The 13713-nt window shown below is 68.5% G+C and carries 14 protein-coding genes; 4 read left to right on the forward strand and 10 right to left on the reverse strand.

What is annotated here, in order from left to right:
* Window positions 1-56 precede the first annotated feature (56 nt).
* Window positions 57-1532: an aldehyde dehydrogenase family protein gene (locus ABD093_RS10040; RefSeq protein ID WP_343924193.1), complete on the reverse strand. Its 1476-nt coding sequence runs from the start codon at window positions 1530-1532 to the stop codon at window positions 57-59.
* Window positions 1533-1674: 142 nt separating this feature from the next.
* On the opposite strand from ABD093_RS10040, the gene ABD093_RS10045 reads away from it, so the two are divergent.
* Both ABD093_RS10045 and ABD093_RS10050 read left to right on the forward strand, forming a co-directional pair.
* Window positions 1675-2364, forward strand: a complete 690-nt coding sequence (locus tag ABD093_RS10045; protein ID WP_343924195.1) for a hypothetical protein — start codon at window positions 1675-1677, stop codon at window positions 2362-2364.
* 46 nt (window positions 2365-2410) lie between these two features.
* Window positions 2411-3556: a MauE/DoxX family redox-associated membrane protein gene (locus ABD093_RS10050; protein ID WP_193115787.1), complete on the forward strand. Its 1146-nt coding sequence runs from the start codon at window positions 2411-2413 to the stop codon at window positions 3554-3556.
* Window positions 3557-3624: 68 nt separating this feature from the next.
* Here the strand turns inward: ABD093_RS10050 and ABD093_RS10055 are convergent, their stop codons facing one another.
* From ABD093_RS10055 to ABD093_RS10075, 5 genes are all read right to left on the reverse strand, one after another.
* Complete coding sequence (locus tag ABD093_RS10055; RefSeq protein ID WP_193115788.1) at window positions 3625-5022, reverse strand: sugar nucleotide-binding protein; 1398 nt, start codon at window positions 5020-5022, stop codon at window positions 3625-3627.
* Between the two features lie 64 nt (window positions 5023-5086).
* The gene (gene rfbB, locus ABD093_RS10060) at window positions 5087-6088 is read right to left on the reverse strand and encodes a dTDP-glucose 4,6-dehydratase (RefSeq protein WP_193115789.1); all 1002 of its coding nucleotides are present in this window, start codon (window positions 6086-6088) and stop codon (window positions 5087-5089) included.
* A 31-nt stretch (window positions 6089-6119) separates the two neighbouring features.
* Window positions 6120-7004, reverse strand: coding sequence for a glucose-1-phosphate thymidylyltransferase RfbA (gene rfbA, locus ABD093_RS10065; RefSeq protein ID WP_343924450.1), 885 nt, complete (start codon window positions 7002-7004; stop codon window positions 6120-6122).
* 162 nt (window positions 7005-7166) lie between these two features.
* Window positions 7167-7682: a hypothetical protein gene (locus ABD093_RS10070; RefSeq protein ID WP_343924198.1), complete on the reverse strand. Its 516-nt coding sequence runs from the start codon at window positions 7680-7682 to the stop codon at window positions 7167-7169.
* On the reverse strand, window positions 7663-8718 hold the full coding sequence (locus tag ABD093_RS10075; RefSeq protein WP_343924200.1) for a choice-of-anchor G family protein: 1056 nt from the start codon (window positions 8716-8718) through the stop codon (window positions 7663-7665). The genes ABD093_RS10070 and ABD093_RS10075 overlap by 20 nt, the downstream gene beginning before the upstream one ends.
* A 489-nt stretch (window positions 8719-9207) precedes the next feature.
* Between ABD093_RS10075 and ABD093_RS10080 the strand changes: the two genes are divergently transcribed.
* Window positions 9208-9726, forward strand: coding sequence for an arsenate reductase/protein-tyrosine-phosphatase family protein (locus ABD093_RS10080; RefSeq protein WP_343924452.1), 519 nt, complete (start codon window positions 9208-9210; stop codon window positions 9724-9726).
* Here the strand turns inward: ABD093_RS10080 and ABD093_RS10085 are convergent.
* The 3 genes from ABD093_RS10085 to manA all read right to left on the reverse strand — a co-directional run bounded on the left by ABD093_RS10085 (window position 9713) and on the right by manA (window position 12368).
* Window positions 9713-10684 (reverse strand): hypothetical protein, encoded by a 972-nt coding sequence (locus ABD093_RS10085; RefSeq protein ID WP_343924202.1) that lies wholly within the window; start codon window positions 10682-10684, stop codon window positions 9713-9715. The genes ABD093_RS10080 and ABD093_RS10085 overlap by 14 nt on opposite strands.
* Window positions 10685-10836: 152 nt before the next feature.
* Complete coding sequence (locus ABD093_RS10090; protein ID WP_193115791.1) at window positions 10837-11118, reverse strand: hypothetical protein; 282 nt, start codon at window positions 11116-11118, stop codon at window positions 10837-10839.
* 47 nt (window positions 11119-11165) lie between these two features.
* Window positions 11166-12368 (reverse strand): mannose-6-phosphate isomerase, class I, encoded by a 1203-nt coding sequence (gene manA, locus ABD093_RS10095; protein ID WP_343924204.1) that lies wholly within the window; start codon window positions 12366-12368, stop codon window positions 11166-11168.
* A 67-nt stretch (window positions 12369-12435) separates the two neighbouring features.
* Here manA and ABD093_RS10100 point away from each other — a divergent pair, with 67 nt between their 5' ends.
* Window positions 12436-13269 (forward strand): nucleotidyltransferase family protein, encoded by an 834-nt coding sequence (locus ABD093_RS10100; RefSeq protein ID WP_343924206.1) that lies wholly within the window; start codon window positions 12436-12438, stop codon window positions 13267-13269.
* Here the strand turns inward: ABD093_RS10100 and ABD093_RS10105 are convergent.
* On the reverse strand, window positions 13169-13711 hold the full coding sequence (locus ABD093_RS10105; RefSeq protein WP_343924208.1) for a VanZ family protein: 543 nt from the start codon (window positions 13709-13711) through the stop codon (window positions 13169-13171). The genes ABD093_RS10100 and ABD093_RS10105 overlap by 101 nt on opposite strands.
* Between the last annotated feature and the right edge of the window lie 2 nt (window positions 13712-13713).

A 13713-nucleotide genomic window follows, 5' to 3' on the forward strand; every position in this document is an offset into this window, starting at 1 on the left:
CTGCGCCCTGAATCCCCTGAGCCGAGTGGAACAGGCCGCTTCGCGACCCCGTCGGCTCAGCGGAACAGCCGGCCCAGCAGGGCCTTCTTCGCGCCCTTGTACGGCGGGTAGACGAGCTTCAGGGTGTCCGGGGTGAGCGGCTTGCGGGCGACCGGCTTGGCGTGGGTGAACGTCTCCAGCCCCGCTCGCCCGTGGTAGGCACCCATGCCGGACTCCCCCACGCCGCCGAAGGGCAGGCTCGGGGTGCCGATGTGGGCGAGGGTCAGGCCGATCGCGAGGGATCCCGAGGACGTCTGGGTCGCGAAGCGCTCCTCGATCGTCCGATGGGAGGTGAAGACGTAGGCGGTCAGCGGCTTCTCGCGCTCGCGGATCCGGGCGATCGCCTCGTCGGCCCCGGAGACGGCGAGGATCGGCAGCACGGGGCCGAAGATCTCCTCGTCCATCACCGGATCGTCCCAGTCCACGCCGGTGAGGATCGTGGGCGGCAGGTAGCGGTTGCGGCGGTCCGCCGTGCCGGTGCCGCCGATGATCGCCCGGTCGTCGTCGATGAGGGCGCGCACGCGGTCGAAGTGCTTGCGGTTGACCATGCGGCCGTAGTCGCGGGCCCGCTCCGGACGGGTTCCGTACATCGCCCGCACCGCCTTGCGCAGCTGCGGCACGAGGCGCTCGATGGTGCGCGGGGTGGCCATCAGATAGTCCGGGGCGATGCAGGTCTGGCCGGCGTTGGTGAACTTGCCCCACACGATGCGTCGCGCCGCGACGGCGAGGTCCGCCCCGTCGTCCACGAACACCGGGGACTTCCCGCCCAGCTCGAGCACGGTGGGCGTGAGATGCTCGGCGGCGGCGCGGGCCACGATGCGGCCCACGGTGGCGTTGCCGGTGTAGAAGATCAGGTCGAAGCGCTGCTCGAGGAGGAGCGTGGTCTCCTCCACGCCGCCCTCGACCACCCGCACCCACTCGGGGTCGAGATGGGTCGCGACCAGGTACGCGATCGCGGAGGAGGTCGCCGGGGCCACCTCGCTGGGCTTCAGCAGCACCGTGTTCCCGCCAGCGATCGCCGCGACGACGGGCGCGAGGGTGAGGTTCACCGGGTAGTTCCACGGGGCGATGATCAAGGTGGTGCCCAGCGGTTCGCGCTGCAGCTCACCGGTCGCGGGCGCGAGCAGCAGGCCCATCGAGAACTTCTCGGGTCGCAGCCAGCTCTTGAGGTGCTTGGAGACGTACGAGATCTCCTCGCTGACCACGCCGAGCTCCGTGATCGCGCTCTCGAGGCGGGACTTGCCCAGATCCTGCGCGAGCGCCTTGGTCAGCCGACCGCGCTCGGCGCGCAAGCCCTTCTGCAGCGCCGCGAGCTGGGCGAGGCGCGCCGGGATGCTGCGCGTGGTGCCGGCGTCGAAGGAGGCTCGCAGGGCGGCGACATCCTCGAGGATCCGTTCGCGCCGGACAGCGGCTGCGGGATCAGCGGAGTCAGCAGAGCCTGTGGAGTCTGTGGAATCCGTGGCGGCGGTCGAGGGGTGCGCGTCGGTCGACATGGCTCCAGCGTACGACTCTCACCTGCGACCGACGTGGGGATGAACACCTGGTCCATGATCTGGCGACGCACCGTCGTTGCCAGTTAGTATTCTTGCGCGTGTCCGTTTTCCATCGCCTGTCGGACTCTCACTGGAGGCTCTCGTGCACACCCCGCCCCTCGGCCGCCGCGCGCTGGCGAAGGGCGCTCTCTGGACTGCACCCATGGTGCTGTTGAGTGTCGCTGCCCCCGCGATCGCCGCGAGCGCCATGCCCGCGACGATGCTGTGGACGGACTTCCCGAGAGGCAGCGGAAACCGCATCGCCACGACGGCCTCTCAGACCGTCGGAGGTGCCAAGATCACGACCTCGTTGACTCGAAGCGGACTCGCCCATGTCGGCAGCAACTGGACACCAACTGCAGACGGCCGGCTCGAGATGAGCAGCAATCGCCTCACCCTCGGCGACTCCGCCCAGACCGTCGCTCTCAGCTTTTCCAAGCCGGTCACCGACGTCTCCCTCACCATCCAGGACCTGGACCGCGACCGCGATCGCGGGCTACTCGACCCTCGCGATTTCCAGGACGAGATCTACATCCCCCCGGGAGCAGTGATGTTCTCGCAGCATGCCCCTGGTTCGAAGGTCGTGGGCCGGGGGACGCCGGGGGATCCCTTCCGCGCAGCGGACACCGTCTTCGGGGACCTCAGCGGTCCTGACTACGCGGTGACCTTGACCTGGAAGGGCCCGGTATCTGCCATCGCCGTCGCGTACCGGCAAGGCGTCCAGGCGAAGCTCACGACCACGCCCACGGTCTGGTTCTCTCCCGTGTCCTTCATTCCACCGGCAGGCTCCTGACGTCCACGGTCATCGGCGACAATAGCGTGGTCGAAAGAGAGAACTCATGACCACCCTGCTGATCGCTGCACCGATCCTGCTCTCCCTGACACTGCTGACCTCCGGGTTGGCTAAGCTCGGGGCACGTCAGGGCACCGAGGACGCGATGACGTCGCTGCGGATCCCGCTGCGCCCGTTCCACCGGTCCGTCGCGTCGGTGCTGCCGGTCGTGGAGATCGTGCTGGCTCTGGTTCTCTGGGTGCCGTCGGTCCCGCTGCAGATCATGACCTCCCTCCTGGTCGCCGCGTTGATGCTCACCTATCTGGTGATCATCGCTCGCGCGCTGACCTGGGACGAGACCGTGGAATGCTCCTGCTTCGGCACGCTCGCCTCGCCGACGGTCTCCCGCGTCACGCTGGGCCGCAACGTGCTGCTCACGGTGCTCGCGCTGCTGGCGGTCCTCACCGCGGCCTCCGGGGCGATGACGGCGGTGCTCGTGCAGCAGCCGCTCTCACTGGTGAGCCTCGGCGTCGTCCTGCTGCTGGCCGTGGTGCTGACCGTGCTGTCCCTCGGGGGCGTGACGCCCGGGGGCGATGAGGGCTCCCCCACCACCGACGCCCGGCAGCCGACCGGAAGGCAGGCCCCCGCCGCCGGCGCGGACGCAGGTTCAGGCGCGAGCACAGGTGCCGGTGCCGATGCCGGTGCCGGCGGTACCTCCCAGGACGAGGCGGAAATCGATGACGAGGGAGAGCTGCTCGACTACGAGCGCGATGCCGTGCCCGCAGGCGTGCTGCAACGGCCCGACGGCTCACTGGTCACCCTGCGCGTGCTGAGCGCCCAGCAGGCGGCCCTGCTGGTGTTCGTGAGCGAGGGCTGCGGCCCCTGCGAGCGGGTGCTCGACGAGGTCCCGGGATGGATCACGACGCTCTCCCCGTTCATGCAGGTGAAGACGGTGTTCTCCAAGCCCCTGGAGAAGCTGCGCGAGCGCACGCTCACCCGGGTGGGCGACCACGCCCTGCACGATCCGGTGTTCAGCGCCCGTGAGGCGCTCGGGAGCCGCGGCGCCCCCAGCGCCGTCCTGCTCGGGGCCGACGGCATGCTCGCCGGCGGCCCCGTGACCGGCGGCAGCGATGTCATCGCCTTCGTCCAGGAGATCCAGGAGCAGCTGCAGGCGGCGCAGGCGGACGGCGAGCTGCCGGTGGCGGAGGACTGACCACGCCGTGGCACCGCGGGTCGCCCCGTCCGCCGACCAAGCCCAGCCCAGCCCGGGGCTGCCTCGGATCAGGCCTGCAGGTGTTCGCGCAGCGCTGCGATCTGCTCGCGGGGCATGAATCCGGTGGCCGTGATCTTCGCGAGGTCGAGGGCGGAGTGGGCGGGGCGGGGTGCGATGCCGTCCTTGCCGGCGTAGTAGGCCGCTGTGCTCACCGGCGTGATACGCGCAGGATCGTGACCGGTCAGGGCGAACACCTCGGCGGCGATCTGCGCCCAGCTCCGCGGCTCCCCGGCACTGGTGACGTTGTAGATGCCGGGGACGGGACGGGTCGCGAGCAGATGGTCGATCGCTTCGGCGAGATCCTGGGTGAAGGTGAGCCGGCCGATCTGATCGTCTACCACGGACGGGTCGATACCGCGCTCGGCGAGGCTCGCCATGGTGCCCACGAAGTTCACGCCCTCGCCGGTCACCCAGCTGGTGCGCACGATGTAGTGGTCCGGCAGCGTCGCGACCACCTGATCGCCCGCGGCCTTGGTCTGCCCGTAGACCCCGAGCGGGCTCGGCGGCTCCTCTTCGGAGTGCATCGGGACCGACCCGTCGAAGACGTAGTCGCTGGAGACGTGCACGAGCGTGGCACGCTGCGCGCGGGCCGCCCCGACCAGGCGTCCCACACCGGTCGTGTTCACGGCCCAAGCCTCCCGCCTCCCCTCGTCCGTCTCGGCGGCATCGACGGCGGTGTGCGCCGCGGCGTTCACGATCGCGCCGTACGGGGCGAAGTCGAAGGCGTCGACGCTCTGCGGATCGGCGATGTCGAGCTGAGCGCGGGTCACGACGTCCACCTCCGCCCGGCTCTCCCAGAGCTCAGCGAGGGCCCGGCCCAGCTGGCCTCCCCCGCCGACGACGAGGGTGCGGCGCGGCGGCACCGGGGTGACGTCGACCAGGCGCGGATGCGCCGTGTCCTTCGCGGAGAGCTCCGCGTCGGCGAGCGGGATGGGCCACGGGATCGCAGCAGTCTCGTCGGCGAGGTTCAGGAAGGTGTACCGAGCCTGGGCCGCGGCGGACCAGTGGTCGTTGACCAGGTAGGTGTAGGCGGCCGGTGCCTCGAGGGTCTGGAACGCGTTGCCCACGCCGCGCGGCACGAAGACGGCCACGCCGGGCGTGATCTCGTGCCAGTAGGTCGCTCCGAAGCTGTCGCCCTCACGCAGGTCCACCCAGGCGCCGAACACCCGCCCGGTGGCCACCGAGATGTACTTGTCCCACGGTTCGGCGTGGATCCCGCGGGTCACGCCGACGGCCTGGTTGTAGGAGATGTTGTTCTGCACCGGGCCGAAGTCCGGCAGGCCCGCGGCGACCATCTTCTGGCGCTGCCAGTTCTCCTTGAACCAGCCGCGACTATCTCCGGGCAGCGGCAGGTCGAGGACCAGCAGTCCGGGGATCGCGGTGGTGTGCACGGTCAGATCGGTCATCGACGGCTCCTCGGGGACGGTGTGGTGCAGCTCCTGCGGCGGGCCGTGGCAAGGAGGCGCGAGGTCACTGGCCGCTCTTGGCGTACTTGGCCTCGGTGGCGGCCTTCTGCGGGCGCCACCAGGCCTCGTGGGCGCGATACCAGTCGATCGTCGCGGCGAGGCCCGCCTCGAAGTCGTCGTAGGACGGCTCCCATCCGAGCTCCGTGCGCAAGCGGCTGGGGTCGATCGCGTACCGGAGGTCGTGGCCGGGGCGGTCGGCGACGTGCTCGTAGTCGTCCTCGGCGTGGCCCATCAGCCGCAGCAGCAGCTCGACGACCTCCTTGTTGTTCTTCTCCCCGTCGGCCCCGATCAGGTAGGTCTCCCCGATGGTGCCCCGATCCAGGATGGTGAGCACGGCGCTGGAATGGTCGTCGGCATGGATCCAGTCGCGCACGTTCAGCCCTGCGCCGTAGAGACGGGGCCGGATCCCGTCGATCAGGTTCGTGATCTGGCGGGGGATGAACTTCTCCACGTGCTGGCGCGGCCCGTAGTTGTTCGAGCAGTTCGAGATCGTGGCCTGCACGTCGAAGGACCGCACCCATGCCCGCACCAGCAGATCGCTGCCGGCCTTGGTGGCGGAGTACGGGCTGGAGGGGTTGTACGGAGTGGCCTCCGTGAAGCGGTCCGGCACATCGAGCTCGAGGTCGCCGTAGACCTCGTCGGTCGAGATGTGGTGGAAGCGGGTGCCGTGACGGCGCGCAGCTTCCAGCAGGGTGAACGTGCCGATCAAGTTGGTCTGCAGGAACGGGCTGGGGTCCTCGAGCGAGTTGTCGTTGTGCGATTCGGCGGCGTAGTGCACGACGGCGTCGGCCTCAGCCACCAGCGGGTCGACCGTCGCGGCATCGGCGATGTCGCCCTTCACGATGCGCAGTCGGTTCGCCGGGAGGCCGTCCAGGGAGGACGTGTTGCCGGCGTAGGTGAAGCTGTCCAGCACCGTCACGGTGTCGTCCGTCTGCGCGAGGACATGGTGGACGAAGTTCGAGCCGATGAAGCCGGCTCCGCCGGTGACGAGCAGGTGACGTGGCATGGAAGCCCTCCAAGAGGTCGCAGGGGTCAGGTCAGACGGGACGGTCCGCGCGTTCGCGCTCCAGCATGTCGAGGAGGTTGCGGCCGTAGCCGGACTTCACCAGGGGCTCGGCGCGCTCGCGCAGCTCTTCGTCGTCGAGATAGCCCCTGCGCCAGGCCGCCTCCTCCGGGGAACCGATCAGCAGGCCCTGGCGCTGCTGCACGGTGCGGATGAACTCCCCGGCGGCGGCGAGGTCGTCGAATGTGCCGGTGTCCAGCCAGGCCGTTCCGCGGGTGAGCACCTCGACCTGCAGAGCATCGTCCTCGAGATACGTGCGGTTGAGGTCGGTGATCTCGAGTTCGCCTCGCGGTGAGGGGCGCAGGGCCTTCGCGCGCTCCACCACCGTGTCGTCGTAGAAGTACAGGCCGGGCACGGCGAGGTTGGAGCGGGGCTGGGCCGGCTTCTCCTCGAGGGAGACCGCTTTGCCGTCCGCCCCCATCTCGACGACGCCGTAGGCGCTGGGATCCTTCACCCAGTAGCCGAACACCGCTGCTCCCTCGAGGTCGCGGAAGCGCGTGAGCTGAGCACCCATGCCGTGGCCGTAGAACAGGTTGTCGCCGAGCACCAGCGCGGCGGGCTCACCGGCCAGGAACTCCTCTGCGAGCACGAACGCCTGTGCGAGGCCATCGGGCGAGGGCTGGACCGTGTAGCTGAGGTTCACCCCGAAGCGGGATCCGTCGCCGAGCACACGCTGGAAGGCGGACTGGTCCTCGGCGGTGGTGATGATCAGGATGTCCCGGATCCCCGCGAGCATGAGGGTACTCAGCGGGTAGTAGATCATCGGCTTGTCGTAGACAGGCATGAGCTGCTTCGAGACGCCGATGGTCAGGGGATGCAAGCGGGAGCCTGTGCCGCCCGCCAGGATGATTCCTCGCATGGTGGTCATGATGTCAGCGCGCGCTGGTCAGTCGCGTCGCTTGGACGAGAAGTTGGCGTCACGAACATAGTGCTCGAACCTCGCGAGGTCGGTCGTCGAAACAGATACTCAAGAGGCCCCGGTACGCGCCCGAGGGCGCGAACCGGGGCCCTGTACACCCGATCAGGCTCGGAAATCGTTCTGGCCGACGGACCCGCGAGCCACCGCGAGGTTCAGCAGGTTGAGCATGCCCAGCACCTCCAGGTGCAGGGCGGATACGTCGTAACGACGCTCCGGGGTGATGGCCGCGTAGTAGTTCGGCATCGAGCCCGATGCATTGTTCTGCGCGTTCACGGTGAGGGCGAGCACCCCGCTGAGCACGTCGAACAGGACGGAGAGAAGTCCGTTGATGCCTGTCAGTGCCGTTTGCAGGACTCCGGAGTCCTGCAGAAGTGTGCGTAGAGTCGTCTCGACGAGTGCACCGATGCTTCCGAGGAGACCATTCAGAATCCCGCCGATTCCCGGGATTGGGGCGCCAAGCAGTCGGAACGTTGCCGTCGCCGTACCATCCAGGAAGTTTCGCAGCGATCCCTCGATTAGGAGCCCCGTTGCGCCCAGACCGCTCACGCTGCCAGCACGGACCGTCACAGTGACGAGGTCCTTGAGACGTTCGATCAGATCATCGACCAGCGTGTCCACCAGGGACGCAGCGGCATTGGTCGGCAGGGGGGGCATCGACGAATAGGCGCGTGTTCGGCGAGAGTTCGTTGAGGAACGGTGAGATAGCCCCGGTGTATGCACCGCCGAGCAGCGACGCCACATCAATCGTGATCGTGCCGGCTGCGAGGTCTGCCTGCAGCGCAGCATTGTCGGAGTTCGGAATCGGCAGAGCAGTCAACTGGCTGACATCGACCGTCGCAGTGACCTCAAGCGCACCCTTCCCGAGCGCGGAAAGCAAGCCCCCGAGAAGCGGAACGCCCTGGAGGAGATCCCACACGGCATCGGTCGAGATGGTGAGGTCCGGCAGCACTTCGTTGAGGGCCGACACGAGGTCGCCCACGAGATTCGACTCGATGATGAGGTTCAGGTACGCGAGCAGGTAGTCGCGATCCACCGTCTCTTCGGTGACTCCTCGCGACGTGTCGCACACATAGTCCAGGTGTGCACGGCCGGCGACGGCGCCGATGTCGAGGTCCAGGCCGGCGATGAGATCGACGAGCTCTGCAACGCCGGGGCCGGTCGCCTGCTCAAGGATCGAGTACAGATTGATCGTGCCGAGAGCGGGCGGGTTCGGATCGTCGACGGACAGGGCGATCGTGCCATCGTTGCCTACTGCCCCGGCCCCGCCCACCTCAGGCGCGTCCGGGTTGTTCGCGGACTGGGCATTCTCGTTGGCATACGCGTACTCGTTCAGCACACCCGCATCCTGCGCGGTGGCGAAGTCGAGGATCGTCGTCAGCGCGCCGCTGAGGCCGCCCAGGTTGAGGTTGATGGCGCTCAGCGCCTCGACCGTCAACGGATTCGTCTTGAGGTCCTGGGAGATGCTGTCTGCGCCGTCGGCGATCGGGTCGAATGCCTGGGCATGAACCCCATTGACCTCAGCGATCACGTCGAGATCGGCGCCACCGATCTGACCGCTCAGCATGCGAGCCCGCGCCTGCGAATCAAGCAGCGCGTCATCCGTGCACGACGGCGAGAACGCCAGAGCCGGCGCACCGACGGAGAAGGCGGCCACCGGGGCTGCCCAGGCAGCACCCTTCACCACTGCTCGACGGGAGGGATGGATACGACGCTGCGGGGCGGACTCAACACTGGCAGAACTGCTCACAAGACCTCTTTCAACAGCCCCACCGTGGAAGCCGATGAGGAGCTCGGCCTCGACGAGCAGGGAAAAAACCCAGCAGGAACTGCGTGTCCGGTGCCCAGAGCTGACTCGGGTGTGTGCACGCACGCGGCTAGAAACGCGCATGCTCCTGGCGCGTCGTAGCCACGCTCATCCTTACACGGTAGAAGGCCTCAAGGTCACAAGAAGGGGTGAGCGTCATCGATCCGTCACCGGCCCGTGACGTTACCGATGGGTATGAGATCGCATGGCGCCCGTCCCGGAGAGCAGTGGCCAGAGACCGGTGGTCAGCACGACGCTTCTGGGCCCTTCACGACGTAGCCTGCCCGGGTGGTCACCTCGAAACTTCCCGCGGAGCAGTCGTCCCGCCCCGTTCTCTCGGTGCTGTTCGTCTGCACCGGCAATGTCTGTCGGTCTCCTTTCGCGGAACGTCTTCTCGCGCGCCGTTCCCCCGAGCTGAAGGTGTCAAGCAGGGGAATCTTCGCGCTCGAGGGGAATCCCATCGACGCCCCGATGGCCGCGGAGCTCGAGGCACGTCACGGCGACCCGTCGAACTTCCATGCCCAGCAGGTATCCCCGGCTGACCTGCAGGCAGATCTGGTGCTCACCATGTCTCGGCGCCAACGCATCCATCTCCTGGAGGACTATCCGCATGCGGTGCGGAAGATCGGGCTGCTCGGCGGCGTCCCTGAGCTCGCAGCCATCCGTCACCGCCACCCGGAGTCGCCGCTTCGCGACGTGATCTCCGACTGGAGTCGGACCACTGTCCCGGGTGATCGCGATGTTCCGGATCCGTACCGGCAGGGAGCCCCTGCTGCGGCGACGAGCGCGGCATTGATCTCCGACCTCATCGACCAGCTGGTCCCCGTACTCCGCTCCGCTCGGGTCAGGCCCGGATGACCCACCCTCCGCTGATAAGCCTGTCCGCCGCTGAGCGAACATGGCGAGCGGCATCCGGGTGAGGACCGATCTCTTCGGCAACCAGATCTTGCAGGAGATCCAGGGACAGGCCCCCGTGGACTCGCAGCAGTTCCCAGATGACTCCCAGCAGCCCTTCGAGAAGTCCGGCTTCACGTCGTGCCAGCACAAGCACTCCCGTCTCCAGCGCGAGAGCCTGGTCGAAGGGGGCGAGCATCAGGTCTCGGGGCTGGACGTCATGGCTTGGCCGGCACGCCTCGACCTCTGCCCACCACTCGGAGATCGGGGCAGGGGCGTGATCGAGAAGGTCCGCCAGTTCGGAGGCTTCGTGATAACGGGCGCGGAGCGCGCCGCCCGCAGAGTCGATGACGCGCGCGAGCGCGGCGAGGCCACCGGGAACACGGTTGAGCGACGACGTCTGACCGATCAAGCGCAGCAGTGCGCTTGCGAGTGGCATGCGCTCGAGACCTGGCGGGCCATTCTCGGATCCGTTCCCACGATCACGATGGAGAAGGACGATCAGGTCTGGCGAGCCGCCAGCGCAAGCGGGCATCAAGTGAAGCGACGGCAAGGACACGTCACGCTTGGCCCTCGAGCCTGGTATCGATCGAGAGACGGGCTTCGGGTACCCGGTGACCTCGAAGGTGTCAGGGTCGATGATCGTGAGCTCATCGCTCAGGTATGCGCCCTCAGCGCCGAGCCGAGCTGTCGCAGTCGACTTCCCGGCTCCCGAGGGCCCCACCAGGACGACGACGCCGAGTCGTGGGGTATCGATCGTGCCGGCGTGCAGGAGGATCCGCCGACCGATGAGCGATGTCAGAACTGCGCGGGTGATGGCTCCCGAGAGGGCGTACGTCTCGGTCGGCGAGGGTGCCACGACCGTGGCTCCCGGTGGGACGGGCCCCTCTCCGGTCACGAACGTGAGCTCGACGTCCGGCACGGCAGGAGGGTCCGGAGCGATGAGATGGCGCCAGAGCTCGAAGGCCTCCGCAGCCAGGCCCTCCCTCCCGGGCCCGAAAGACATAGCGATCGACAAACCCGCCACCCGCACGGACAGCGATCGCGTCGCCGGAGCACCGAGGCCTGGCCCTGTCATGAGCCTCCGTCTTCCACGCGTTCGACGATGCCGCTCGCACGCAGGCCGTCGAAGAAGCCCGCCAGAACATCCTCGGCGTCGTCCGGCATCCGGGGGATCTCTTCACGCAGTGCCATCACGATCTCGTGAAGCGTACGACCCTGGACGCCCGCCGGGTCCTCTGCAGTCTGCGACTCGGTGATGCACGGGGGGCTGTCCACCATCAACATGTCCAGGGCGATGGCCCCCACTCCCCCGATCCAGGTGATGGGCCCGTCCGGCAGGGCGGCTGCCCACATCTCACCGCCGTCCCATTCGCTGACCGCCGGTCGCAGTCTGTAGCGGGTCACGGGACGCTCGCCTGCACGAATCGTCCCGCGCCGCCCGCCCGCAGCGAGCCGGCGGACGCTGGCACGAACAGGGACTTCCCGGCGGTGAGCACATGGCGGCCAGCGTCCGTCTGCACGAGCATCTCCCCGTCGAGGCCGAGCAGAGTGCGGGGCCCGGTGCCGGGGATCAGGTGCTGCCCTCGGAAGGTCCCGGGTGGGTCCGCCAGGTGCGTCAGCGACAGCTCGAAGTCATCCACCGGGGCGTAGTAGGCGACGGTCGTCTCGTTCTGGTGCTCGGGGGCGACACGCAGCGGAGGTGCGGCGGCGACACTGACGCACTGCAGCATCTCGTCCGCGTCGACCTTCTTCGGCGTGAGGCCGGCGCGCAGCACGTTGTCGCTCGCCGCCATGATCTCCAGGCCCACGCCCTGAAGGTACGCATGGAGGGTGCCGGCGGGCACGAACATCGCTTCGCCGGGCTGGAGGGTGACGGGGTTCAGCAGCAGTGCGGCGACCACGCCAGGATCGCCCGGGTGGTGCTCGGCCAGCAGGAGGACGGTGTGGTCGATGCGGGGAGACGGGGAGTTGCCGGCCTCGTAGCGCACGCGACAGGCCTCGACCACTTCGGCGACAGCCTCCGTGCCGGGGCGCATCGACGCGGAGACGAGGGTCCGGAACGCGGCGCGCATGCCGTGGGCGGTGGGGCTGGTGAGCAGCAGGTGGTGGAGTCGGTCGGTGAGGTCGGTGCCGAGGCCCTCCAGGATCGCGGCGGCTCGGCGCGGGGTGCGGAATCCGCACAGCGCCGTGAAGAGCGTGAGCGCGACCAGCATCTCGGGCTTGTGGTTGTCGTCGCGGTAGTTGCGCAGCGGCGAGTCCAGCGGGAGGCCGGCGGCGGTCTCCGCCGCGAAGGATTCGGCAGCGTGCTCCCGATCGGGATGCACCTGGAGCGAGAGCGGCCGTTCTGGCGCGATGACCTTCAGCAGGTAGGGCAGGCGGTCACCGAAGGCACGGCTCACTCCATCGCCGAGCATGCGGCGCGGGTCCGCCGAGATCGCGGCGTCGAGGGGCTGACCGGTCGCGAGGATCGAGGGCGCCAGCGGATGCGCGCCGAACCAGGCCTCGGCCCACGGTTCACCATCGGAGCTGCGGCCCAGGAAGTCAGGGATCGCTGTCTCGGATCCCCAGGCATAGTGCTGGAGGTGGCTCTCAAGCTCCCACATGCCGCGTCCCCCTCCCTCGATCCGCTCTCATCCGCGCCGGCCGCGCGGAACTTCTACACTCGATCTCATGAATGCTCCCGTGCAGGTTCCCGCACAGACGCGGCTTCGCCTCGCACACGGCTGCCTCGACCATCTTGCCCGAGAAGCAGGGGTCAGGATCCTGCATCTCAAGGGAGTGAGCCTGCATCCGTCGCTCGCCGAGGGCCGCTCCCCCTCCACGGACTGCGACGTGCTGGTCGAGCCGGCCCAGGTGGGCCTCTACTGCCAGGTGCTCGCTGCGCACGACTGGCAGCAGATCACCACGTTCGAGCACGGCAGCGTGTTCACCCATGCCGCGACCTTCCACCATCAGGTGTGGGGCACGGTGGACGTGCACCGCACCTTCCCGGGCCTCGAGCACGATCCGGCCGTGACGTTCGAGCGGCTCTGGGACGCTCATGAACAGGTCGACCTGGGTGGCATCGCCTGTGCGGCCCCGGATCTCACCGCGCAGCGCCTGCTGCTGCTGGTGCATGCCGCCCGTGATGCGATGGGCAGGGCCCGGCACGACGTGCGGGTGTCTTGGACGGAGGTCGACGCCGACGGCCGCGCCCGTATCGACGCCCTCGCGATGGAGCTCGGCGCAGTCGTGCCGCTCGCGCTGGTGACGGATAGACCGGAACTCGCGGTCGGACAGCCCGACGAGCACCTGTGGCGCGCGGTGCATCGCCGGGCGAATCCCACCGAGGTATGGATGGCCCGGCTGCGCGACGCCCGCGGACCACGCCGTCGGGCGCGGATCCTCGTGGAGGCAGTGCGGGTCAACCGCGATCATCTGGGCCTCCGACTGGGCCGGGTGCCGACTCGGCAGGAGGTGCGCCGGGAGTGGTGGGCCCGTTGGGGGCGCTTCCTGCGCCGTTGAGCGCACGACGGCGTACACCGAGGCCTATCGCCACGCCGATCGCCGCTCCGAGCGTGTTGGTGACGATGTCCCACGGGTCCTGGATGCGGGAGCCGATCGATCCTTGGTAGAGCTCCACGCAGGTAGACAGCGCGGTCCCCAGCAGCACCCACCACCAGGAGGGGCGCAGCACCGCGAGCGCCGTGAAGAAGGGTACGAACAGCCCCACGTTCGCGATCATGGCGAAGCCCTCCGGGGAGATCTGCTCGCGCAGACCCACCATGCCCGTCACGACGTACCAGACCTGCACATTCGCACGGTTCACGGCCCATCCGTCGCTGGTCAGCAGCAGAACACCGGCGGCGAGCGGGTACAGCAGGAGCACGCAGATCGCAACGATCCGGAACGCTCTGGGAAGCCGAGCTCTCGGAGGGTGCCCGGTGTCGGGTGCGGCAGCGGCCATCG

The organism is Brachybacterium tyrofermentans, from assembly GCF_039526165.1.
GTDB classification, from domain to species: Bacteria; Actinomycetota; Actinomycetes; order Actinomycetales; family Dermabacteraceae; genus Brachybacterium; species Brachybacterium tyrofermentans.